24 protein-coding genes are annotated in these 22,344 nt (G+C 31.5%); 8 read left to right on the top strand and 16 right to left on the bottom strand.

The annotated features are described in order from the left end of the window. Positions 1-7: 7 nt before the first annotated feature. The 5 genes from LQ688_RS03045 to LQ688_RS03025 form a co-directional block, all read right to left on the bottom strand. On the bottom strand, positions 8-301 hold the full coding sequence (locus tag LQ688_RS03045; RefSeq protein ID WP_017000980.1) for a hypothetical protein: 294 nt from the start codon (positions 299-301) through the stop codon (positions 8-10). A 68-nt stretch (positions 302-369) separates the two neighbouring features. Further along, positions 370-1,227, bottom strand: coding sequence for an SA0632 family lipoprotein (locus LQ688_RS03040; protein ID WP_017000981.1), 858 nt, complete (start codon positions 1,225-1,227; stop codon positions 370-372). Between the two features lie 70 nt (positions 1,228-1,297). After that, positions 1,298-3,340 carry a cation:proton antiporter gene (locus LQ688_RS03035; protein ID WP_017000982.1) on the bottom strand — a complete coding sequence of 681 codons (2,043 nt, stop codon included), beginning with the start codon at positions 3,338-3,340 and terminating at the stop codon, positions 1,298-1,300. 19 nt (positions 3,341-3,359) lie between these two features. Continuing rightward, positions 3,360-3,797 (bottom strand): GNAT family N-acetyltransferase, encoded by a 438-nt coding sequence (locus LQ688_RS03030; protein ID WP_103268651.1) that lies wholly within the window; start codon positions 3,795-3,797, stop codon positions 3,360-3,362. A gap of 13 nt (positions 3,798-3,810) precedes the next feature. Then, entirely contained in the window at positions 3,811-4,572 is a 762-nt protein-coding gene (locus LQ688_RS03025) for a sulfite exporter TauE/SafE family protein (protein WP_064204671.1), read from the bottom strand. Positions 4,573-4,707: 135 nt separating this feature from the next. On the opposite strand from LQ688_RS03025, the gene LQ688_RS03020 reads away from it, so the two are divergent. Then, complete coding sequence (locus tag LQ688_RS03020; RefSeq protein ID WP_064204672.1) at positions 4,708-5,391, top strand: DUF1129 family protein; 684 nt, start codon at positions 4,708-4,710, stop codon at positions 5,389-5,391. A gap of 268 nt (positions 5,392-5,659) precedes the next feature. On the opposite strand, the gene LQ688_RS03015 is transcribed toward LQ688_RS03020, so the two are convergent. The 3 genes from LQ688_RS03015 to LQ688_RS03005 form a co-directional block, all read right to left on the bottom strand. Further along, entirely contained in the window at positions 5,660-5,878 is a 219-nt protein-coding gene (locus LQ688_RS03015) for a VraH family peptide resistance protein (RefSeq protein WP_064205364.1), read from the bottom strand. Between the two features lie 208 nt (positions 5,879-6,086). Next, on the bottom strand, positions 6,087-6,650 hold the full coding sequence (locus LQ688_RS03010; RefSeq protein ID WP_017000985.1) for a hypothetical protein: 564 nt from the start codon (positions 6,648-6,650) through the stop codon (positions 6,087-6,089). A gap of 18 nt (positions 6,651-6,668) precedes the next feature. After that, positions 6,669-7,193, bottom strand: a complete 525-nt coding sequence (locus tag LQ688_RS03005) for a GNAT family N-acetyltransferase (RefSeq protein WP_064205362.1) — start codon at positions 7,191-7,193, stop codon at positions 6,669-6,671. Between the two features lie 183 nt (positions 7,194-7,376). On the opposite strand from LQ688_RS03005, the gene LQ688_RS03000 reads away from it, so the two are divergent. Beyond that, positions 7,377-8,660, top strand: a complete 1,284-nt coding sequence (locus LQ688_RS03000; protein ID WP_135022012.1) for a homocysteine synthase — start codon at positions 7,377-7,379, stop codon at positions 8,658-8,660. 391 nt (positions 8,661-9,051) lie between these two features. Then, complete coding sequence (nfsA, locus tag LQ688_RS02995; protein ID WP_016998402.1) at positions 9,052-9,807, top strand: oxygen-insensitive NADPH nitroreductase; 756 nt, start codon at positions 9,052-9,054, stop codon at positions 9,805-9,807. Positions 9,808-9,895: 88 nt separating this feature from the next. Here the strand turns inward: nfsA and LQ688_RS02990 are convergent, their stop codons facing one another. Beyond that, positions 9,896-10,573 (bottom strand): ABC transporter ATP-binding protein, encoded by a 678-nt coding sequence (locus tag LQ688_RS02990; RefSeq protein WP_218706480.1) that lies wholly within the window; start codon positions 10,571-10,573, stop codon positions 9,896-9,898. A 2-nt stretch (positions 10,574-10,575) separates the two neighbouring features. Then, positions 10,576-11,628, bottom strand: coding sequence for an ABC transporter permease (locus LQ688_RS02985; RefSeq protein WP_016998404.1), 1,053 nt, complete (start codon positions 11,626-11,628; stop codon positions 10,576-10,578). 200 nt (positions 11,629-11,828) lie between these two features. Here LQ688_RS02985 and LQ688_RS02980 point away from each other — a divergent pair, with 200 nt between their 5' ends. After that, positions 11,829-12,245, top strand: a complete 417-nt coding sequence (locus LQ688_RS02980; RefSeq protein ID WP_016998405.1) for an OsmC family protein — start codon at positions 11,829-11,831, stop codon at positions 12,243-12,245. 151 nt (positions 12,246-12,396) lie between these two features. Here LQ688_RS02980 and LQ688_RS02975 read toward each other — a convergent pair whose 3' ends face one another. Beyond that, complete coding sequence (locus LQ688_RS02975; protein ID WP_239752618.1) at positions 12,397-13,302, bottom strand: DNA-3-methyladenine glycosylase family protein; 906 nt, start codon at positions 13,300-13,302, stop codon at positions 12,397-12,399. A gap of 102 nt (positions 13,303-13,404) precedes the next feature. On the opposite strand from LQ688_RS02975, the gene LQ688_RS02970 reads away from it, so the two are divergent. Next, entirely contained in the window at positions 13,405-14,304 is a 900-nt protein-coding gene (locus LQ688_RS02970; RefSeq protein ID WP_239752617.1) for an ABC transporter substrate-binding protein, read from the top strand. Between the two features lie 190 nt (positions 14,305-14,494). Here the strand turns inward: LQ688_RS02970 and LQ688_RS02965 are convergent, their stop codons facing one another. The 3 genes from LQ688_RS02965 to LQ688_RS02955 form a co-directional block, all read right to left on the bottom strand. Continuing rightward, complete coding sequence (locus LQ688_RS02965; RefSeq protein ID WP_016998408.1) at positions 14,495-14,821, bottom strand: hypothetical protein; 327 nt, start codon at positions 14,819-14,821, stop codon at positions 14,495-14,497. Between the two features lie 78 nt (positions 14,822-14,899). After that, positions 14,900-16,333 carry a sucrose-specific PTS transporter subunit IIBC gene (locus tag LQ688_RS02960; protein ID WP_239752616.1) on the bottom strand — a complete coding sequence of 478 codons (1,434 nt, stop codon included), beginning with the start codon at positions 16,331-16,333 and terminating at the stop codon, positions 14,900-14,902. A 203-nt stretch (positions 16,334-16,536) separates the two neighbouring features. Then, positions 16,537-17,388 (bottom strand): hypothetical protein, encoded by an 852-nt coding sequence (locus LQ688_RS02955; protein ID WP_064210836.1) that lies wholly within the window; start codon positions 17,386-17,388, stop codon positions 16,537-16,539. Between the two features lie 136 nt (positions 17,389-17,524). Between LQ688_RS02955 and LQ688_RS02950 the strand changes: the two genes are divergently transcribed. Beyond that, on the top strand, positions 17,525-18,466 hold the full coding sequence (locus LQ688_RS02950) for an agmatinase family protein (protein ID WP_064205356.1): 942 nt from the start codon (positions 17,525-17,527) through the stop codon (positions 18,464-18,466). A gap of 77 nt (positions 18,467-18,543) precedes the next feature. Continuing rightward, entirely contained in the window at positions 18,544-19,716 is a 1,173-nt protein-coding gene (locus LQ688_RS02945) for an Nramp family divalent metal transporter (RefSeq protein WP_147641287.1), read from the top strand. A 1,027-nt stretch (positions 19,717-20,743) separates the two neighbouring features. Here LQ688_RS02945 and LQ688_RS02940 read toward each other — a convergent pair. Then, entirely contained in the window at positions 20,744-21,265 is a 522-nt protein-coding gene (locus LQ688_RS02940) for a GNAT family N-acetyltransferase (protein WP_064205333.1), read from the bottom strand. 110 nt (positions 21,266-21,375) lie between these two features. On the opposite strand from LQ688_RS02940, the gene LQ688_RS02935 reads away from it, so the two are divergent. Next, complete coding sequence (locus tag LQ688_RS02935; RefSeq protein ID WP_016998414.1) at positions 21,376-21,819, top strand: YtoQ family protein; 444 nt, start codon at positions 21,376-21,378, stop codon at positions 21,817-21,819. Between the two features lie 58 nt (positions 21,820-21,877). Here the strand turns inward: LQ688_RS02935 and LQ688_RS02930 are convergent, their stop codons facing one another. Further along, a complete protein-coding gene (locus tag LQ688_RS02930; RefSeq protein ID WP_239752615.1) occupies positions 21,878-22,333 on the bottom strand; it encodes a threonine/serine exporter family protein in 456 nt (151 codons plus the stop codon). Positions 22,334-22,344: the final 11 nt, after the last annotated feature.

The raw sequence follows: 22,344 nt of genomic DNA, 5'->3' as shown, positions 1-22,344 counted from the left end.
GATTTATTTATGATTTTCTAAAATATGTTAATAATTTAATCATGACAGGCTCAGTATCATAATTTTTGAAGCCTCTTGGAACTTCAATTGTAGCATCAACAATATCATTATTGTCATTAAACCGATAAGTAACTTGATTAACGTTTGATTTACGATCAAAAATCACAGCCTCAGATGGCCAACTTCTTATTTCACCTGTTGTTGATTGTAATGTACGGCCAGTAATTGTTTCAAGTTCTTGTCCTAATTCTAATAGTGTCAGCTTTTGACCTTCAATCAACACGAAATTTTCTTCATGCACGGTGACATCCCTCTTTTCAAATAATCATTAATAATTTATTCCCTATAATCATTTAAGATAAACGCATGCTATATATTCAATTCGAATGATTTCACTTTTTCTGAAGCATGATCATATGAACGTGTTTTACTAACGCCGCCTTGAATATCGAATGTTGCTTTTTTATCTTTTATAGATTGATACATTTCTGTTGAAATCGGTATAGATTTCAAACTCTTTGTCTGTTCTTTAGGTTGATATTCATCAATATTCTCTTTTGATTTTTTCATATATTTTTCATTATGAGAATCTGGAATAAAAGATGCATAATCTGAACGTTGATTCCGGTCTCCGTTTTTAATAGACGCAGCATTATCATAATAAAGTTTTTGTTCTGTAGTATTTTCTGTCATCACTTCATAAATAATAACATATCCATCTTTAGCTCCGTTGAATAATAATACCTGACCTTCTGGCATATTATTTACTTGGAATATTTGCAAATGGTCAACATCTACTTTCATCCCACTATCTTCAAAGTGAAAATTTTGATCTTGTAAATCATTCACTAATTCAACATCTCCGTTAGTAGATGTACGGATAGTATTCGGGAACGTTTTTTCATCATTTTTGCTTTTCTTACTAGAAGTCTGTTTAGCTTTATCCTCTTTTGAATCCTTTGATTCATCATCAGATTTTTCATTATCTGAACTGTTGTCTTTTTCTCCTAGTTCATCTTCAATCTTTTTTAATTTTTCTTCTTTTTCTTTAATGTTTTCTTTTAATTTATCATTTTCTTTTTTTAATTTCTCTTTGTCTTTTTTATAATCACTAGATGATTGTTCCAATGATTTAATTTCTTTTTCTAAATCTTCCTGCTCGTTATCTTTACCACAAGCAGCTAAAATAACTGTTGTCATCACCATTAGTAAAAATGCCTTCTTCATAGGTGCCGCCTCCTATACATATTCTTAAATATTTTACCATACTAATGGTGAGCTATCTATTGATAACAGGTTAGATACTGTTACCTAATACAATCATTTCATCGTAATTGACAGATTCTCTCAATTTAATAGCAAGAGCACGTGTTATTTTCTCATCCTCAATTAATTCATTAATCATTTCTCTTTGAATTCTTAAAGCATATATTTCCATTTCTGTATAAATAGCAGTGTGATTACTCACGAAATTATCAGGCGTTAGTCTTTCAACTTTGTTTAAGTAAGAATCACATACAATACTAATTTCAAATTCGTTTTCTTCATTCATTTCTTTAGATAATCTTTTTACAATTTGGAAATGAACTTCTCGTGTAATATATCTCATTTCTCTTAAGTTTGCTTCTATTGATAATGAACTTGTCGCGTTAATATATGTTTTAATTTTTCTACGACGAACAAATAATTTCATCATCAATTTAACTTTTGTAACAAGTGATGCATTTTTAAATGTAGATGATCTCTCTGTAATTTGAGTGTAATTATCAAATGTGTTTTGCGATATTTTGTCATTCTTTATTAAATTATCTAAAGTTCGAAACTCTGTATCTATTGCGATTCGTTGAAGTCGCTCTAATTCTTTTAAGTCTTCATCTTCTTCATTGCTAGCTTTTAAAAATGATAATTGCATATGATAACTTCGGGTGATTTTACCATATACATAGCTTGTTTCTTTACTATAAAATTCTTGTAATTTTATTAACGCACGTTCAATTAACAATACTTTTGCTTCGTTAAATGTAAGCTGACTTTGTTCTTTAACTTTAGCTTTTGGCGTAATAAGCGGTAGAACAACTTGAGCTAGCACTAAGCTGATTAAGATAACACCTGTAGCTATGAATAATAAATTATCTCTATATATAAAATCTGTATGTTCTGATAATTTATAAGGCAACATCAATGCGATTGCTAATGAAATAGTACCGTGAACGCCACAAATAGTCATAATAAAAGCATATTTAAAACGATTTGGTTTATCGGCTTCTGTTTGAGGTTCAATATCCTTACCACTCGTTAACATTTTTGAAAATCTGCTTTCTGGTAAATAGAAATATGGATATGAAAATAGTACCCAAATGTATCTAAACGAGTATACAAGCACAGTCACAAATAACGTCATACCGATAACATGTAATATTTCCTGATTAGATTCTTTTAAAATATTAATCAGTACTTCTGGTATTAAAAATCCTAATAAAATGAATACAAAACCATTTAATAAGTAACTCAATAATTCCCAAGTGTGGTTGTAAGTAACTTGTTCTTTCGTAGTTGCTTGAGCTATTCTATCTTTTTCAACGCCATGTATTAAACCTGCAACAACTGCTGCAATAATACCTGATGAATGAAAAGTTTCAGCTATAATATAAACTAAAAACGGGGTTATAACCTGAATAAAAGTTAACATGTTACCATTATTAATACCGTTTTTCGTTAAATAAACACGTAATTGTACTAGCCCATAACCAAGTATAAGCCCAACAATTGCGCCTCCAAATGCTGTTAAGAAAAATTGACCTACTGCTCCTGTAAGTGAGAATGAACCGCCTACTAATGCAGCTAATGCGATTTTGAATGATAAAATTCCCGCCGCATCATTTAATAGTGATTCACCTTCTAATATTGTCATAGAACCTTTTGGTAACATTTTCCCTTTAGCTATTGCTTGAACAGCTACTGCATCAGTTGGAGAAACAATTGCACCAATTGCAAAACATGCCGCTAGTGGTAATTCTGGCCAAACTAAATGTATTAAAAATCCAATACCTAAAACTGTTGAAAATACAAGTACCATAGCCATAGACATAACCGGCTTTAAATACCTGGCTAAATGTACACGTGATACTGATATACCTTCTAAGAATAATAAAGGCGCTATTATCCCCATCATAAACACTTCAGATTCAAAATCTAATGCCACAGGTATCGGAGATAAAAATATAACAAAACCTATAACAATTTGAATGAAACTTAAAGGTATTTTAGAAATATAATGGTAAATTATTGAACTGAGGATAATTCCCATGATGAACCATAAAAACCCTTCAAATATTGCCATCAAATACCTCCCTTCTTAACTAAAATAAATGTTTCCTCATGATGTATTTTTCCGTTTCATACCCCATTGATTCATTGATATGCAACATACTTTTATTTTGGGCATGAACTGTAGAAACGATTGATGATGCACCTTTATCGATTGCCCACGTTTCTAATTTTTTCTTTAATTTCGCTGCTATCTTATTGTTTCTATAAGATTCACTAACAAATAGATTATAAACTTTAACTTCATTATCCTTATTATCAAATTTAGCCCATATAAATCCAATACATGTTTGATTATCTAATGCACCGAAAACAACGCTTTCCTCATATGCTAAAGAACGTTTAATCGCTTCAAACTCTAAAGATTCAGCAACTTTAGTACTCTGATCTTCCCTTTTAAAGTACGCAGCCGCCATCTGACTTATCTCATACAACGTGCTTTCGTCACGTATTTTTTTAAATTCAATCATTTTTATCACCTGCCTAGTTATTTTCTATTAAAAGTTTAACTGCTAGTATAAAAATAACGACAAACATTATTGCTTTTAATTTTTTTTCGGGCAGTGATACAGTTAGTCTCCCACCTATAAAACCGCCTATCCCACAACCTAATGCTAAACTTATAGCAAATGGCCAATTGACGTATCCTTGAAAAATAAATACAAATGTAGATAATGATAAGTAAATGGTAATAATTAAAGTCTTCATACATTGAACTTCCGCATAATTTAAGCGTGGTATTAATAAATTAAGTGCGATAATAAATAAAAATCCAACTGCAGCTTGAACCATTCCACCATAAATACCAAGTGCAAGGAAAACTAAGACAAGCATGACTTTTCTAAAAGAGGATAATTTTTCAGATTGATTATGACCATCTTTCCATTTCGTAGGCATAATCATAATTATTAAGACAAGAAGCATAATGATGCCTAACATTCGATTAAAAACATCGTCTGGAAGGCTTATAGCGTAATGAACACCTATAAAAGAGCCTATAATGGCAGGAATACTTAAAATAATACTTAATTTAACGTTTTTCATGCCTTTTATATAAAATACATATAAGCCCATTATATTTTGTACTAGAATAGCAACCCTGTTTGAGGCGTTAGCAACAGTGGTTGGTAATCCGAAGAAAATCAATAAAGGTAAAACAATTAGAGAACCACCTGCTGATACAATATTAATAGTGCCAGCAAAAATACCAACTAAAAAAATGATAAATAACGTCAAAATCTCCAATATTACACCACCAGTCATTATTAATGATAGCGAAAAATTTATCATCTGTAAAAAGTATAAACCTGATATTAATAATGTTTTTATTACAAAATACTTGTTAGAATATAATTAATGAATAAAGAAAGGAAAACGCTGATGAAAAAATCAACACGTGACCTTATTATTGAGAACAACGTAAAACGGTTAAGATTGAATTCACACGATAAAGAAGTTTACGAAAACTATTTAACTTATGTACGTGCAAATTTAAGTATCAATGAGCATGAATCAGAGAAGATGTTACTGGATATATTGAACCATTTGTTAAAAGCAGAAAAAGATGGCATGCTTGCGATGGAATTTTTCGACCACGATCCAAAGAAACATGCTGATAATATGATTAATAACATGCCGAATCGAACAATTCAGAATATATTTAAATTCATAGGCCTCCATATTTTAATATTGCTTGGTGTTTTTTCATTTATTAGAGGTTTTACCGGATTTTTCACTCAAATAGAATACACATATTTATATACATTTATCATCACATTTATTACCGGTTTTTCTATGATATTCTTCTTTATATGGATGATATTCAAAGTTGTACAAATTAGAATATACAGTTTATCTAACTGGACCACTATGCTTACGAACATTTTAATAGCTGGATCATTTATATTAACGATTTTGTCCTTTTATTTACCCGGCTATTACTTGCAACTTGGTCCAAAAATATATACATCTAATTGGATGTACATCATCATTTCTTTAATACTCACACCACTTGGTCTTTATATAGACCATCGTAGAAAAATTAACCAACCTGAAACAAGATAAATAGAGGCGATAATATCATTAAGAAAGATAAAAATGGTAAAGTAGTAAAAGAAAAGAAAGTTGAAAATAAATATCAATAAATAAAAAAGAGTAAGGCACCGTTTATAAACGGTGCCTTACTCTTTTTTAAAACCCTAATGCTTCCTTTTATCTGATTTCTCAACAGAACTAAATATAAACAAAACAAAGAAAGTAAAAGGAATAATACCAAACGATCTAGTAAGGTTTTTCTCAACATCAATAAATTTTCTCAGCAATAATATGTGTTCTACTTTTTATTTTTGTCTTGAAAATTATTTTTTTCTGCCGTTTCATCAAAATCCTCATCATTAGAAAAAAGTAGAAAATAAACAATAATACCAATCGGAACACCTAACAAAGGTGTAGTGAAAGTACTAGATATTATGCATATTAAAATCAACCAAATTAAATCTTCTAAAGACCATTTTTTATTTAATAAATCATTCACAATTTGTTTAATAGTCATAAAAATGAAATCTCCTTTTTATCAAACTTTATCACAAAAGTTATTCCGGAACTAGCTTCTGAATAAACGTTTTTGGTCCTCCAGTAGCTTTAAGAACATCTTTAACTTTTTCATAATACATAATTGGCACTTGGCTGAAACTAAGAAATATAAGTACAAATATATCGTTGTATATTTCTCTTTCAAAAGTGTACGCTTACTTATCATATTAAATAATCATCAATCCTATGTATAAAATAATAAAGCTTATAAAAGTTTCAATATTGATAATAAATACATTTGGCTTAAACCCCATTTTATGTTTAGTTATGTAATAAGCGAGTATACTGACATAATAAAAAATAAATAAACTACTTATTAATATAATGATGCCTAATAATATATTAGCATTTTGAATTACGGTGATGCCTAACAATAATAACCATATTACTTTAAATATATTTGCAATCATTTCTATAGGATCTGATGCGATTTTAAATATTTTTTCTATATACTTTTCACTAACAAGTTGCGTGTTAGACAATATATTACATATAACTTGAATAAACATCGAAAAACTAATCAGAAATATAAAGACTAAGCCGATAGTTAATGCGGCGGTATTTAATGTGCTATTTAATTTTTCATAATACATAATTGGCACTTGGCTGAAACTAAGAAATATAAGAACAAATGTAAAATGTATCGTTGTATATTTCTTTTTCTCAAGTAAAAATTTATATGTTGCAAACAGCATCAAGTATAATATCAAGCCAATTAATACAATATTCAATATGTTTCTATCCCTTCCTTAAAACTTATCGTTGACGATAGCGTATAAATAATGATCTTTCCATTCACCTTTAATACGTACATTAGCTCGGTTTAAACCTTCTCTTTTCATTCCTATTTTTTCTACCACTCTGACTGAAGCGATATTAGATGGTTGGACGCCCGCTTCAACACGATGAAATCCTAATTCTTCAAATGCGATTCTTATAACTTCTTTTGCAGCATATGTCGTATAACCTTTGCCGCTATATGCTTCATCAATTGCATATCCTATCATACAACTTTGAATATTATGTCTGACCACGCTAAATAAATCAATAGTCCCTATAACCTTATCTTCGTCACTAACAATAACATAGTGATACCCTTCGTCATTTTTCATATTTTGTAATTGCTTATCAACCTTTTTTCTATAGTTATATAAACGATAATCCGAGTCTTTTTTATCTGCTGCTGAAAATGTTTCAAACAAAGTTCTATTTCTATAATCCATATTCAAAATTTCTTCTGCATCATGGATTTCAACCCTTCTAATGGCTACCATATACTCTCCCCTTCAATCACTACATTTATAATTATTATACACTTGTTAATATAAAATCTAAAAAATTAACCTATCTATAAATTATTAATATTTTGTTATTTTCTTATCTTTTCACTCAGAATTGATTGAAACTTTTGAATTATCTGATTATAATGGCAGATATAACTAAAGGAGGTTAACACAATGACTCAAGAAAATTGGAATAAAGAAACATTAGCAATTCATGGGGGTCAAGAACCAGATCCTGTTACAGGCTCAACAGCCGTTCCTATCCATCAAACGACTTCATTTACATTTAAATCTACAGAACACGCTCAAAATTTATTTGCGTTAGCTGAAGAAGGCAATATATATTCTCGTATTATGAATCCAACAAATGATGTATTCGAAAAAAGAATAGCACTTTTAGAAGGTGGTGTTGGTGCACTTGGTGTTGGAAGTGGACAAGCTGCTATTACATTAAGTATTTTAAACATCGCTGAAAGTGGTTCTGAAATTATCGCTTCTACTAATTTATATGGTGGTACTTATAATTTATTTGCAGTTACATTCAAAAAATTAGGTATCAAGGTTAATTTTGTAAATCCGGATGATCCTGAGAACTTTAAAGCTGCAATTAATGAAAATACAAAATTAATTTTCGCCGAAACAATAGGTAACCCTCGTATAGATGTTTTGGATATAGAAGCTGTATCTAACATCGCGCACGAGAATAGCATTCCTTTAATTGTTGATAATACATTTGCTACACCACATTTATTACAACCTATAAAACACGGTGCTGATATCGTAGTTCATTCTGCAACAAAGTTCATTGGTGGACATGGCACTTCAATTGGTGGTGTTATCGTAGACAGTGGTCAATTCAATTGGGACAACGGTAAATTCCCAGGTTTAGTTGAACCTGATCCTAGTTATCACGGTGTTTCATATGCAAGAGATGTAGGTGCTGCTGCATACATAACAAAAGCACGTGTTCAATTGTTAAGAGACTTAGGACCTGCTTTATCACCTTATAACGCACATCAATTTTTATTAGGTTTAGAAACATTGCACTTAAGAGTAGAACGTCATTCTGAAAACGCTCAAAAAGTAGCTGAATTTTTAGAAGCACATGACAAAGTAAGTTGGGTTAATTACCCTGGATTAGAATCTAATCCATATCATGAATTATCCAACAAATATTTACCAAAAGGACAAGGCGCTATTCTAACATTTGGTGTTAAGGGCGATGTTGATTCCATAGCTAATTTTGTAGAGTCATTACAATTATTCTCACACTTAGCTAATGTTGGAGATTCGAAATCGCTAGTCATTCACCCAGCGAGCACAACACATCAACAACTCTCAGATGAAGATCAGATAGCTTCAGGAGTAACGAAAGACTTAGTACGTTTATCAATAGGTACAGAATCTGTTGATGACATCATTAATGACTTGGAAAAAGCATTAAATCAAGTTTCATAATCAATATTTAAGGGTGGGACATTGAATGATGTCTTACCCTTATTTCAATTTTGCGGTTCGATAATTTATTTTTATCGACCTGTATTTTGCATTTGCGGTTCGATATTTTATTTTTATCGACCTGTATTTTGCATTTGCGGTTCGATAATTTATTTTATCGACCTGTATTTTGCATTTGCGGTTCGATAATTTATTTTATCGACCTGTATTTTGCATTTGCGGTTCGATATTTTATTTTTATCGACCTGTATTTCGCATTTGCGGTTCGATAATTTCATTTTATCGAACCGCATTTACCTATCTACAAAAAACGCTGAGCTACTTAGTATGAGTTTCTTTATTATTTTTGCTAAAATTTAATTATATAAAATATTAAAGGAGTAACTTACGTATGAAGCAATCAGTGTATGATTTAACACAACAACATCGTTCTATTAGAAACTTTAAAGATGAACCATTATCTGATGAAACAGTAAAACAATTAGTAGAAGCTGGGCAAATGGCTTCAACTTCAAGCTATGTTCAAGCTTATTCAATTATAGGTATTCGTGACCCAGAAATTAAGAAAGCTTTAAAAGAAGTATCCGGACAACAACACGTAATAGACAATGGCTATTTATTCGTATTCGTCATAGATTATTATCGTCATAGCCTAATTAATGAAGAAGCAGAAGAAAATATGCAAGATAGTTTTGAATCTGCTGAAGGTTTATTGGTCGGCACAATTGATGTTGCTTTAGCTGCTGAGAATGTCGCATTAACCGCAGAAGATATGGGCTACGGCATTGTATTCTTAGGTTCTTTAAGAAATAATGTTGCACGTGTAAGCGAAATTTTAGACTTACCTGAGCATGTCTTCCCTCTATTTGGAATGGCAGTCGGTGTACCTTCTGAAGATGATCAAGGTTCACCTAAACAAAGATTACCTTTTGAACATGTGTTCCATGAAAATAAATACAACGCAGATAAAGTTCAACAGTTGAATCAAATTAAAGACTACGACAAAGATATACAAACATATTATGAACAACGTACGAATGGACAACGTTCTGAATCATGGTCACAACAAATTGCTAAAATGATGAGTAAAAAATCACGCCCAGATATTTTAGAACGTTTAAATCAAAAAGGATTTATCAAAAAGTAATATAAATATTAAAAACGCCCAATCCAAAGTTGGATTGGGCGTTTTATTTTGAATGCTTGTTTTTTACATTTTCTTCAATTATAAAATATTATGAAACTTGTTCTTCAATTTTTCCATCACTTAGTTTTATTACTTTATCAGCGAATTCAAAAATTCTTTCATCATGAGTAATCATAATTCCTATTGATTGATTATTTTTAACATTATCTCTAATCATTTTAACCACTTCTATTGCACGGTTAGAATCTAGACTTGCTGTTGGTTCATCAGCTAAGATTAATTTAGGTTCATTCATCCAAGCTCTCATGATAGCTACACGTTGTTTTTCTCCTCCTGATAATTCATTCGGATAAGATTTCAATCTATGTTCTAACCCTATATCTATTAATAATTTCTCAGCTCTTTTTTTAGCTTCATTCTTATTCATTCCGGCCATTTGTCCAACGTACATAAGTTGATCAGTAACGTTTAAATAAGGTATTAAATGTGACGATTGAAAAATAAATCCGATTTGATTTAATCTCATATCTGTTAATTTTTTATCTGATAAATCAACATAGCTTAAATCATCTAAAGTTATATCTCCAGAACTTTTATCTAATAAGCCACCTATAATAGATAATAATGTTGATTTTCCAGAACCTGATGCACCATTTAATACAATGAGTTCACCTTTGTTTGCTGTAAAATTAATATCATTCAATACTTGAGTTTTTGCGTCTTTTTCACCAAATGATTTTGTAACATGTTCTACTACTAATCCCATTATTATTCTCCTCCTATAGCTTCTAGTGGTTCTATTTTCATTACTTTAATAAGTGATAATACTGCACCGATTAATGAAACAACAATAAATACACCAACCATCAATAACATTAAGTTTGTATTTAAGTAGAATGGCATTGTCACTGGCATTACAGTATTTAGTCCTAAGATAATTGCAATAGCTATTGCCACACCTATTAACGTTATGATTAAAATTTGAATCATTAATGAAGAAATAAGTTGTTTGTTCTTAGTACCTATTGCTTTCAAAATACCAAACTGGCTTGTTTTTTGAATTGTCATAACATAGAAGAATGCTGTAATCACAATCGCAGAAATTACGAATAAAAATACAATCATAAGATTTAAAGGTTGTTGCTCTGCATTATAACTTGGTATTGCATCCATCAAATCAGATTGTGGAATGACTTTTACATTTTCTAAATCATTAATTTGATTTTTTTGATCACTATTTAAATTATCATAAGCGATTAAAGCAATATGATTGCCTTTCAAATCATCCATTCCCGCTTCATTCACATAAGCCATTGAAGTATGTGAATACATTAAATTATCTGCAAATCCTACAATTTTAAACGTTTGATTTTCATCAGATAATTTAATTTTGTCACCAATCTCAAATCCTTCAGCTTTTAATTTTTCATTTAATAGAACTTCGTTACCGTTACTAGGTAATTCTCCTTCTGAAGGTTTAGGCTGAATGTTATTTGTAAGTTGTGTAAACATGATGTCTGCTTTACCATCATCTGTATTAATTTTTTGCATTGCAGTTCTGATCGTGTCACCTTTTGCAATGTCTTGTACTTTCGCTTCATTTTTACCCGAAATGTCAGATTGTCCTAAATTATTATCCGCATCGTTAGCAATTACATATTCACTTTTATTCCATTGTTCTACTCCAGAAACATTCTCTTTAGCTAACCCTTGTGCTAAAGCTGAAATAAATAACACTAAAAATGCTAATAAGAATAAAATCAATGTTACAAGTAAGTATTTAAATTTGTAATACTTAAGTTCTTTTAATGCTAGTTTCATGCTTATCCGTCCTTCTCTCTTGAATTTATATATATATCATATCTTCGCAATGTGAACTGAATATGAACAAATGAGAGAAAAACAAAAAATAAATAATTAAATTAAGAATCGTCATAAATAGCTACACCTTTAGTCAATTTGTTAGTGTAGTTACACGCCTCTTGATACAATGAAGTTAAATATTACGAGGAGGACTTAAGATGATTAAATCTATATGGCAAGGCAACAAAACATTTACAGCACAATCTAAATTCGGTCATGATATCATTTCAGATGCACCAGCCGCATCCGGTGGCGATGATAACGGGCCATCTCCAGTTGAATTAATGTTAAGCGGATTAGCAGGATGTACTGGAATTGATGTGACAAACATAATGAAAGAAAGATTAGCAGATGTAACAAAATTTGAAATCACAGTAGATGATGAAAGAGAAGACACAACATCGCGTGCAGTAAAAAACGTTACACTTACTTTTGATGTTGAAGGAGAAGTAGATTTAAAAAAATTAAAACGCGCAATCTCTTTAAGTGTCGAAAAATATTGCACAGTTGCACACTCACTTAAAGCATCTATAGATCCAAAATTATTCTATAATGGTACAGAAGAAGAACTTTAAATAAAAGCTTCTATATTTTACTACTCTCAAAATATAAAATAATATCGAAATCATATATTTATAAAATAAAAAATAACCATTCTCGGTAACTGTCAAAGTATTAACTAGATGGTTATTTTTTGATTATTATTACTAATTTACGCTAAATACCCTATTTAATATTCCTCAAATACGGCGCTCTCCAAATGTAAAATGTTGCATAAGAGCTCCACTTTTCCCAATCTTTATTAAGTTCTATCATAAATTCTTTAGAAGGTTTCTGTTCTAATTGTAAAATTAATTTTAAAGCATTTTGCAAACCAACATCTCCTACAGGATAAGCATTTTTTATACCTAATGATCTCATCATGACGTAGTGTGCTGTCCATGGTCCTATACCTCTTAAATCTGTTAGAGCTTTCTCTATTTCTTCTTTATCTGTTAGATTTAATAACATTTTTTTCGTTATAATTTGTGATTGAATTTTATTTGCAATATCTATAAGATATTCTGCTTTTCTACGTGAAAATTTCAGCTCCATTAATTCTTCAATTGTGACATTTGATATTTTTTCTGGTGATGGATGAATGTAATATTGTCTGCCTTTATATGGTATTGATTCACCATATTTTTCAACTAACCTTCGTTTTAATTTATAAGCAAATGATAAATTGATTTGTTGTCCTATGATTCCCCATGTAATAGCTTCGAAAAATTCTGGAATTCTAATTATTCTTAATCCATATAAGTCTTCAATTAATGGTGCTAATATTTTATTATCTTTAACATCATTATAAAATGAAGATAAATCTGTTGAGAAGTCAAACCATTCTTCTATATATGAAATAAGTTTTTCTACGATTAAAGGCGTAATCAAATCTTGATTTAAAATTTCTAGTTTTAAGTAATGTGGTACGTATGATACGTGTATTAATATATTAAGGTTATTTATTTTAACTGCTTTATAAATTTCTCGATCAACTACGCTAAATAAAATTTCATTTTCATTTCTTTTAAAGTATTCTAAACATTGTTCAAAATCGAAAATCTCTGGACATTCTATTCGAATTTCTTCCACTTCAACCCAGCCCCTTTTATTTAACAAATACTAAATTTTTAAATCTTTGTTTTTAGAAAATATGTTATAATCGAAATCTATTATCAATTAGGAGAGATACATATGTCTAAAAAATTACTTGTTTTCTTAGCTACCATTTTACTGATTTTAGCTGGATGTAACAACAAAGATGACGATTCATCGAGCAACGAGACTCATAAATATAAAACAGACGAAGGTAAAACAATCAAAATTCCAAATAATCCAAAACGTGTTGTCGTATTAACAACTAACCAAGGAAATTTCCAAAAACTTGGTATAGATCCAGTCGGTGTGGATGCAGATTTTCCTAAATCTAAATTTGTAGATGATAAAGATGCTAAACGCGTAGGTTCGGAAGATATAGAAGCAGTAACGAAATTGAAACCAGATTTGATTATCACATATAATGCAAATCCTCAAATTAAAAAGTATGAAAAAATTGCACCTACAGTACCTTTCGACCATAGTAAACGTACTTTTAAAGAAGTTCACGTTGAAATAGGTAAATTGTTAGGTAAAGAAGACAAAGCTAAAGAACAAGTAAAAGAACTAGAAGATTTAATGACTAAAGAAGGAAAAGACGTAAAAGAAAAATTAGGCAAAGATAGCACAGTTTCTATAATGGAAGTCGGGCCTAAAGAATTAACGTTAATCGGAAATAACTTTGGTCGTGGTTCGGAAGTTATCTATCAAGGCTTTGGGTTTAAACACCCTAAATCAGCAGAAGAAGATATTCCTAAAGAAGGTTGGTTATCAACTTCATTAGAAAACTTTAGTAAATATTCCGGAGATTATTTATTAATCCCTACCGAAGATGGTAAAAAACCAAAATCTTCACTAATTGACGGAAGCATATGGAAAAATACTAAAGCTGTCAAAGAAAATCAAGTTTACTATTATCCAAAAAACTTGTTTATGTATTCTGACCCGATATCTATAGAAAAACAAACGAAATATTTAAAAGACATGCTTACAAAATAATAAAAATTTAAAGAGTTCGAGACATAAATCATTGTCTAGAACTCTTTCTTTGTATTGGCAGTAATGGACTGGATAATTATGTTGCACGTGGAACTCGTCTTGCAACATCTACGATTTTATTTACTAAAAAAAAGGGTGGAACTACGAAATCTTTTTATCAAAATAAGATTTCTGTCCCACTCCCCAATTTTTATTGTACGCGCTCGTTTACGTAATCTTTGAAAGCTTCTACGTCGCCTTCTTCAATATCGATCATTGCTACTTTTCCTTCTGGAAATTCGATGAATAATACACCTTTGTCTTCAATCGTTACCGCTTTAATATCTTGGTAACTGAAAACTCTTCTGTATGGTTCACCATTCATATCGACACTCATTATTACGCGTTCATTTGTAGTAATATAAGCACCTTTAAATTGTGATTGTTCTCCTACTTTATAAATAATTGTACCAAGTACACTTGGTCCTAATTTTTCAGTAGGATATAATTCATTTACATCTATTTCATTTAATTTCATGATTTATACCTCCATTTTATCTTCAATACTATTGTACGAGAATACATGACCATGAAACAAATATTATGTTTACAAACTTTAATTTTCTAATTCTTTATATGCTTTTCTTCTTGAAAGTACAATCGTTACTACAAATGCAACAATTATAGCTATTGCCATACCTATAATATAGTTTAACCAACTACCTGTCGCAATTGAAATAAATCCAGGTAACCCAGCTGTACCTAAAGCAATTGCCTTTACTTTAGTCGCTGCAATATAGCACGCTCCTGCTCCTGAACCAACAATAGCTCCTATAAATGGATAACGTAGTTTCAAGTTAACACCAAACATAGCAGGTTCTGTGATACCTAATAATGCTGAAATACCAGCAGCTGATGCTACACCTTTTAATTTTTTATTCTTAACAATAAAGAAAGCTGCTAACGTTGCTGCCCCTTGAGCCACATTCGACATTGCTGCAATTGGGAAGATAAATGATCCGCCAGTTTTTGCAGTATCAGCTATCAATGTAGTTTCAATTGCAATAAAACTATGGTGCATACCAGTTATTACAATCGGACCATATAGTAGACCAAATAACAATCCTCCAATTGCTCCACCTGATTCGTACAACCAAGTTAAGCCATCAGATAATAAGTAACCACCTGAACGCGTGATTGGTCCTACTGCAGCAAAAGTGATAAATGCAGTAAAGAATATTGATAATAACGGTGTTAATAGATTATCTAATGTTGAAGGAATGACTTTTCTAAACCCTATTTCTAATTTAGCAAGAATATATGAAGCTACCAATATCGGTAAAACTTGTCCTTGGTAACCTACCATTTTAATAGATAAACCGAAAAATTCCCACGTCGGAATTTTTTCGCCTTTCGCTAAAGCTTCTGGGTACTCATAACCGTCCATTAAACTAGGATGTACCAATATCATACCTAAAGCAGCACCTAAGAAGGCATTACCTCCAAACCGTTTTGCAGCACTAAACCCGATAAGTACTGGTAAGAATACAAATGGCGCATTAGCAAACACGTTAATCATACTTGCTAAACCTGAAAATTGATTATGTACTTCTATAAAAGACTGATTATCATAAAATAAATCTTTTGCTGTTAAGATATTGTTGAGTCCCATCAATAAACCACCAGCAACTATTGCTGGAATAATTGGAACAAATATATCTGATAACATTTTCACGAATTTCTGTATTGGATTTAACTTTTTAGAAGACTGGTCTTTCACTTCTGAAGATGTTGAAGCTTCAAGTCCTGTTAATTTTTCCATTTCATTAAATACTTTATTAACTGTTCCTGAACCAATAATGATTTGATATTGTCCACCCGTTGAAAAAGTCCCTTTTACAACTTCCAGATTACTTAACTTATCTTCATCTACTTTACTTTCATCTTTTAATACTAATCTTAACCTAGTCGCACAATGTGCAATAGCATCTATGTTCTCTTTACCACCTATCGCATCAATTATGCTTTCAGCTTCCTTTTTATAATTCATTTAATTCACTCCTCTATAATGGTACCGGTTCCCAAAGCTTATAAAAAATAAAATATTCACTTTTGATTGTAACCGGTTCCATTCACTTTGTCAATATTCAAATAATGCATTATTTGGCATCTCCAATAACTACAAGATAAAAAAGGCACTTCTTCTTTAGTTGATTTTTTTCAACCTTGCAGTGCCTTTAATAAATTATTATTTTAGTCGTTAAGATTTATATAGCCGGCTCTTATTTTATTACCTTTTTCATCAAAAGATTCCACATATCCATCTTCTCTAACGTTGTAAGAACCTAATAATTTCCCGTTCTTATCAGTATATGAGAATCCAAAAGTATCATCTTTTTTCTCAGGTTCTTTCCAAATTGTTTTGTCAGTATCTACTTTATCAATACCTTCAAATGCTTCTACTGCATCAAAGACATTATCTCGGGTGATGACTGTATTTTCATCATTGCTTGAATTTGAGAATTCAAAGTCATCAGGATATTGCATAATATATCTTATTTCATCATCTTCATTACTGCCTTCTGTATAAACTGCTATTTGATAACCGTTATTCGGCGTTTTATTGTAAATAACGAATGAGTGTCCTTGCCCTCTTCTTAAGTCTTGTGTAGGTTCGCCATGAAAATCAACAAACTCTTTATAAGACACATTCTGATTCGGTATAATACTATATTGTTCAATTGGATTCCCTGCTCCTAAGTAATACATAACCATAAAGTTTCCATAAACGTAGCCTTCTCTTCCTAAAAAGTTTCTTATATCATCTTCTTCACCATATTTTTGTTGAACTTCTTTTTTATTCATATTTTTTATTAGACCTTTGTAGCCTGTAACATGATTAGCATTCATATAATTATCGGAAAAATCTTGTGACAATATATCAATATTAGGAGTAGATTGTTTGTTGTTTTCATTATTTGTGTCATTATTCTCCGATTTATCCTCCTGTTTAGCATTATTATCTTTGGCTGGTTCGCCTATCGTAATACTACAACCAGATAAAATTATTATTGATGCAAATAAAAATGACACTTTATTTTTCATCTCGTTAAATACCTCCGAATCTTTATTAATATTTAATTTATTATTCCCATTATACCAAATAATATTCAGAAAAATTTGATAACTAGTGAATACTTTTATATAATTACCATTATTAAGAGAAAGGAGTATTATTACAATGAGCGAACGAATTTATGGCAATACACCTTGTTTTTTAGGATCACAAAATTTATCAAAGAGTAAAGATTATTCAACTGATGTATTAGTTTATGGTGTTCCATTTGAAGGCCCGTGTACTTGGGGAGACTACACAGGTTGTGAATTAGGTCCTAAGCAAATTAGGCTGTCTTCAGCAAGATACAGTGGTTATCTTCCTGAATTGGATCATATTGATGTACACGAACATTTAACAATCGGTGATGTAGGCGATGTTTCAACAGTACCTCATGACGTTGATGAAACTGTGCAAAACATAGAGAAATTTGCCGAAAATTTATGGCGTTCTGAAAAGTTTCTAGTAGGTTTAGGCGGCGATCATGGTATAACTTATCCAATTTTAAAAGCCTTAACTAACACTGGAAAACGTGTAGGTATCATCCATTTAGACGCACATTATGATAATATGCCGAATTATGAAAATGAGCAATTCGCTCGTAATACACCTTTCATGAGACTTTATGAAACTGAAGGTATTCGTAATGAAAGCCTTATTCATACAGGAATACACGGTCCAAGAAACCAGCCTGAAACAGGAAAGTTTGCTAAAGAAAATGGCGCAGTTACGATTACAATCAATGATATACGTGAAACTGACGATTTACGCAAATTCGCTAAAGATATATATTTGCAAGCAAGTAATGATGTAGATGTTGTATATTTAACGATTTGTAGTGATGTGTTGGACTTTGCTTTTAATCCAGGAGGCCCTGTAGATGGCAATGGTTTAACAAGTTATGAATTATTAACAATGATTTATGAATTTGGAAAATTAGGTTTAGTTGGTATGGATTTTGTAGAAGTCTATCCAATGCAAGACGCTAATCAAAATTCATCTCACTTTGTATCTACAGCTGTGCTTTACGTATTAGCAGGACATATAAAACATTTAAATAAAGCTTAATGTTTTTGCAAACGAAGGGAATGGTTTAAATCGTAGAAAAGAAAAGGAAAAGTAACTTTGGTATATTCGGACCAGGTATGATTATAACCGCTTCTTTCATAGGTCCTGGAACTGTTACAACGATGACTCAAGGGGGAGCAGGCTTTGGATATAGTCTGCTTTGGGCAGTCTTATTCTCTATTATCGCGACCATTGCGCTTCAAGAAATGGTTGCACGTTTAGCACTCGTTACCAATGAGGGCTTAGGTGAAGCAATCCGGGATATATTCAATCATCATTTACTAAAACTCATCACAGTATGGTTTAGTATGATAGCTGTTGCTGTTGGTTGTGCTGCATACATATCCGGAGATTTGCTAGGAACTTCTTTAGGTGCCGCCTATTTAATAGGTGTGCCTGAAAATGTTATCGCACCTATTATTGGCGTTATCATTTTATGCATAGGTTTAATTGGTAGTTACGATTTAATCGAAAAAGTCATGACTGTTCTTGTATTAGTAATGGGCGTTATTTTTATAACGACAGTTATTGTTATACAGCCAGACTTCGGTGCAGTACTCAAAGGAGCATTTGTACCAAGTATACCTAATGGCTCTTTATTAACAGTTATCGCGTTAATAGGTACAACTGTCGTACCTTATAACTTCTTTATACACGCGAGTTCTATTCACGAACGATTTAACGGTATTAAAGATTTAAAGGCAGTACGTATAGATACAATCGTTGCGATAGGTTTAGGTGGTATCATATCCGCTGCAATATTGATCACAGCTGGTACATTAATTGAAGGAGATGAAGTATCAAGTCTTGTTCAACTATCTGAGCCTCTTAAGCCAATTCTCGGAGATTTTGCACCATTATTTATGAGTATCGGACTATTTTCAGCCGGATTATCCTCAGCAATAGCCTCTCCAATGGGCGCAGCAGCAACAATAAGCAGTTGCTTACGTTGGAAAGGTGGCGTTAAAAGCAAAAAATACCGCTTCGTATTCGCTGTTGTTATATTTATCGGTATTATAACTTCAGCACTAGGATTTGAACCACTTGAAGTACTGTTACTCGCACAAGCTTTAAATGGCGTTATTTTACCAATCATTGCGATTTTAATATTTATCATTTTAAACAAGAAAAATATGATGGGAAAATTCGCAAATGGTATCGTGTTGAATATTATCGGGCTGTTTGTAGTACTTGTAGTATCATTCTTAGGTATTTACAGTCTAGTCGATGCTATTCAAAGTTTATTATAATATGGCTTATTGAATTTTTAGAGGTTGAGACATGTATTTATGTCTCAACCTCTATTTTTTATTGTCTTTTCTCACCAAACGTGTCAATAATGGTGGCCTTATTGTCTTTTCTCACCAAACGTGTCAATAACGGTAGTCTTGTTGTCATTTCTCGTAAAACGTGTCAATAACGATAGCCTTATTGCCTTTTCTCAGTAGTCTTGTCAATAAGGAGGACATTATGTTGCACGTGAATCTCGTCTTGCAACATTCGAAGGCATTATGTTGCACGTGGATCTCGTCTTGCAACTTTCAGAGGCATTATGTTGCACGTGGAACTCGTCTTGCAACTTTCGAGGGCATTATGTTGCACGTGGAACTCGTCTTGCAACATTCGAAGGCTCTATGTTGCACGTGGAACCCGTCTTGCAACTTTCGAAGGCATTATGTTGCACGAGGATCTCGTCTTGCAACTTTCGGAGGCATTATGTTGCACGTGGATCTCGTCTTGCAACTTTCGGAGGCATTATGTTGCACGTGGATCTCGTCTTGCAACTTTCGGGGGCATTATGTTGCACGTGGATCTCGTCTTGCAACTTTCGGGGGCATTATGTTGCACGTGGACCTGCTCTTGCAACATAGCTACCTTTTCACCAGGAAAATCTGAACGAATAAACCTCCTAGAAATTGTAAAAATAGATTGTTTTATTCCAATCAAAGTGATTTAATATAATTATAAAGCGCTTACATAGTAACTTTACAAGAACGGAGGAATTTCAATGATTTCATCACTAGTAGTATATCTATTAACATTTATTTTATTATCCATAGTTATGTTACTCATAAATGGTTTAATAAATACCTTTAGTAAAGGAGAAAAAGGATCTAATTTTAAATCAGTACTGCTTCAAAGTTTTATCATAGCTACTTGTGTTTTTGTGTATAAAGAGTTCATAAGTTTTTAAATATACAATAAATAAAAATATAATAAAAACACCTCCGTATTGGTTCATACTACATGAATCTATACGGAAGTGTTTTTCTATAATCAACTTATATTTGTTTCTACTATATAATCTGTAGATATGTCATTCCCTGCATAAAATTGATGTGATCCTGTTATTTTATAGCCATGTCTTTCATAAAATTCTATAGCTCTGTGGTTATTTTCCCACACGCCTAGCCATAATTTTTTCTTTCCATTGTCACGCGCAATTTCAAATGCTTTTTCCATAAGTATGCTACCTATACCTTTGGATTGAAATTCGCGATACATATACAATCGCTGTACTTCCAAATAGTCTTCACCTTTTGGTTCTGTTTGAGCGTCTCCAATGTTTAATTTCATATAACCTGCTACTTCTCCATTATATCTGGCAAAAAAGTACCATGATTGTTTATTACTCATTTCATCTAGTAATGCCTCTGTACTATAAGCCTCTTTGAAAAATGTTTTTAAATCTTCTTCAGACATTGTATGTTTAAAAGCATCACTAAAAGTTTGTTTACAAATTTTAGATAAAATCGTAACTTCTTCATTTTTAATTTTATCAATTGTTACTGAACACATATTTAGGACCCACTTTCATAATTTTTGAACTATTATATTTTTTACAATCATATCAAATATGTAATCCTTTTTGCATATGTTAAACTTAGTTAAAAGGAGGATTTTATTATATGTTAAATTTAACTGTTTATTTAGCAGGTCAAATTCATGATGATTGGCGTGATGAACTTGCACAAAAAGCTAAGCAACAAGACTTACCACTAACATTTGTCGGTCCACAAACAAACCATGATCGTTCAGATAACATTGGTGAAGATATCTTAGGAGAGCAACCTAACAATTATTATAGAGATAACGCTGCTTCTGATATCAACAACTTACGTACACAAGTATTGATGAATAAAGCAGATATTGTTATCGCTTTATTTGGAGAAAAGTATAAACAATGGAATACAGCAATGGATGCGTCTGCTGCGATTACTCTAAATAAACCATTAATTATTGTGAGACCTACAGATTTAATCCATCCACTTAAAGAACTATCTAATAAAGCAAATGTTACAGTAGAAACAATTGAGCAAGCATTGGAAGTTATACAGTACATTTATGAATAATATATTTCCTAGGAAATGATAAAATCAGGCGAGATGATTAACTATCTTTCCTGATTTCTTAGTTTCTTTTTAATTTTATTTGTTTACCATAAGTAAAATATAATTTAGATAACAAGTCAGATATTAATAACCCTAGAGCTATAGCGCTAGATATTAAAGCAACTTGTATCATTGTGACTAATGCTTCATGATAATTGTTAAGCACTAAATTTCTAATTGCTTGATAAGCTGTACCACCGGGAACAAGTGGGATAATCCCTGGGATAATAAAAAGGATGGCAGGAGAGAAAAATTTTTTCGACATATAATGACTCATGATACCAACAAAAAATCCACCAAAGAATGATGCCTGAATATCTGAATAATCATAGAATATACTAATTTGAAACATTCCCCAGCCAACAGCTCCAACTAGACCAGCTGGTACAAGTAAATATTTTGGCGCGTTAAACAATAATCCAAAAAAACAAGATGCACCAAAACTAAATACTATATTTAAGATTATTGTTATCAACGTACCTCACC

The organism is Mammaliicoccus sp. J-M40, assembly GCF_022386395.1.
In the GTDB taxonomy this organism is placed as follows: domain Bacteria; phylum Bacillota; class Bacilli; order Staphylococcales; family Staphylococcaceae; genus Mammaliicoccus; species Mammaliicoccus lentus.
This window is presented reverse-complemented; position numbering and strand designations above follow the sequence as displayed.

Excerpts from the sequence above, each read along its gene's own strand:
- LQ688_RS03040 (WP_017000981.1), bottom strand. The coding sequence starts at position 1,227 with ATGAAGAAGGCATTTTTACTAATGGTGATGACAACAGTTATTTTAGCT.
- LQ688_RS03005 (WP_064205362.1), bottom strand. The coding sequence starts at position 7,193 with ATGGTAGCCATTAGAAGGGTTGAAATCCATGATGCAGAAGAAATTTTG.
- LQ688_RS03030 (WP_103268651.1), bottom strand. The coding sequence starts at position 3,797 with ATGATTGAATTTAAAAAAATACGTGACGAAAGCACGTTGTATGAGATA.
- LQ688_RS02980 (WP_016998405.1), top strand. The coding sequence starts at position 11,829 with ATGATTAAATCTATATGGCAAGGCAACAAAACATTTACAGCACAATCT.
- LQ688_RS02955 (WP_064210836.1), bottom strand. The coding sequence starts at position 17,388 with ATGAAAAATAAAGTGTCATTTTTATTTGCATCAATAATAATTTTATCT.
- LQ688_RS03035 (WP_017000982.1), bottom strand. The coding sequence starts at position 3,340 with ATGGCAATATTTGAAGGGTTTTTATGGTTCATCATGGGAATTATCCTC.
- LQ688_RS02950 (WP_064205356.1), top strand. The coding sequence starts at position 17,525 with ATGAGCGAACGAATTTATGGCAATACACCTTGTTTTTTAGGATCACAA.
- LQ688_RS02960 (WP_239752616.1), bottom strand. The coding sequence starts at position 16,333 with ATGAATTATAAAAAGGAAGCTGAAAGCATAATTGATGCGATAGGTGGT.
- LQ688_RS02965 (WP_016998408.1), bottom strand. The coding sequence starts at position 14,821 with ATGAAATTAAATGAAATAGATGTAAATGAATTATATCCTACTGAAAAA.
- LQ688_RS02985 (WP_016998404.1), bottom strand. The coding sequence starts at position 11,628 with ATGAAACTAGCATTAAAAGAACTTAAGTATTACAAATTTAAATACTTA.
- LQ688_RS02970 (WP_239752617.1), top strand. The coding sequence starts at position 13,405 with ATGTCTAAAAAATTACTTGTTTTCTTAGCTACCATTTTACTGATTTTA.
- LQ688_RS02990 (WP_218706480.1), bottom strand. The coding sequence starts at position 10,573 with ATGGGATTAGTAGTAGAACATGTTACAAAATCATTTGGTGAAAAAGAC.
- LQ688_RS03020 (WP_064204672.1), top strand. The coding sequence starts at position 4,708 with ATGAAAAAATCAACACGTGACCTTATTATTGAGAACAACGTAAAACGG.
- LQ688_RS02945 (WP_147641287.1), top strand. The coding sequence starts at position 18,544 with ATGATTATAACCGCTTCTTTCATAGGTCCTGGAACTGTTACAACGATG.
- LQ688_RS02940 (WP_064205333.1), bottom strand. The coding sequence starts at position 21,265 with ATGTGTTCAGTAACAATTGATAAAATTAAAAATGAAGAAGTTACGATT.
- LQ688_RS03000 (WP_135022012.1), top strand. The coding sequence starts at position 7,377 with ATGACTCAAGAAAATTGGAATAAAGAAACATTAGCAATTCATGGGGGT.
- LQ688_RS02935 (WP_016998414.1), top strand. The coding sequence starts at position 21,376 with ATGTTAAATTTAACTGTTTATTTAGCAGGTCAAATTCATGATGATTGG.
- nfsA (WP_016998402.1), top strand. The coding sequence starts at position 9,052 with ATGAAGCAATCAGTGTATGATTTAACACAACAACATCGTTCTATTAGA.
- LQ688_RS03015 (WP_064205364.1), bottom strand. The coding sequence starts at position 5,878 with ATGACTATTAAACAAATTGTGAATGATTTATTAAATAAAAAATGGTCT.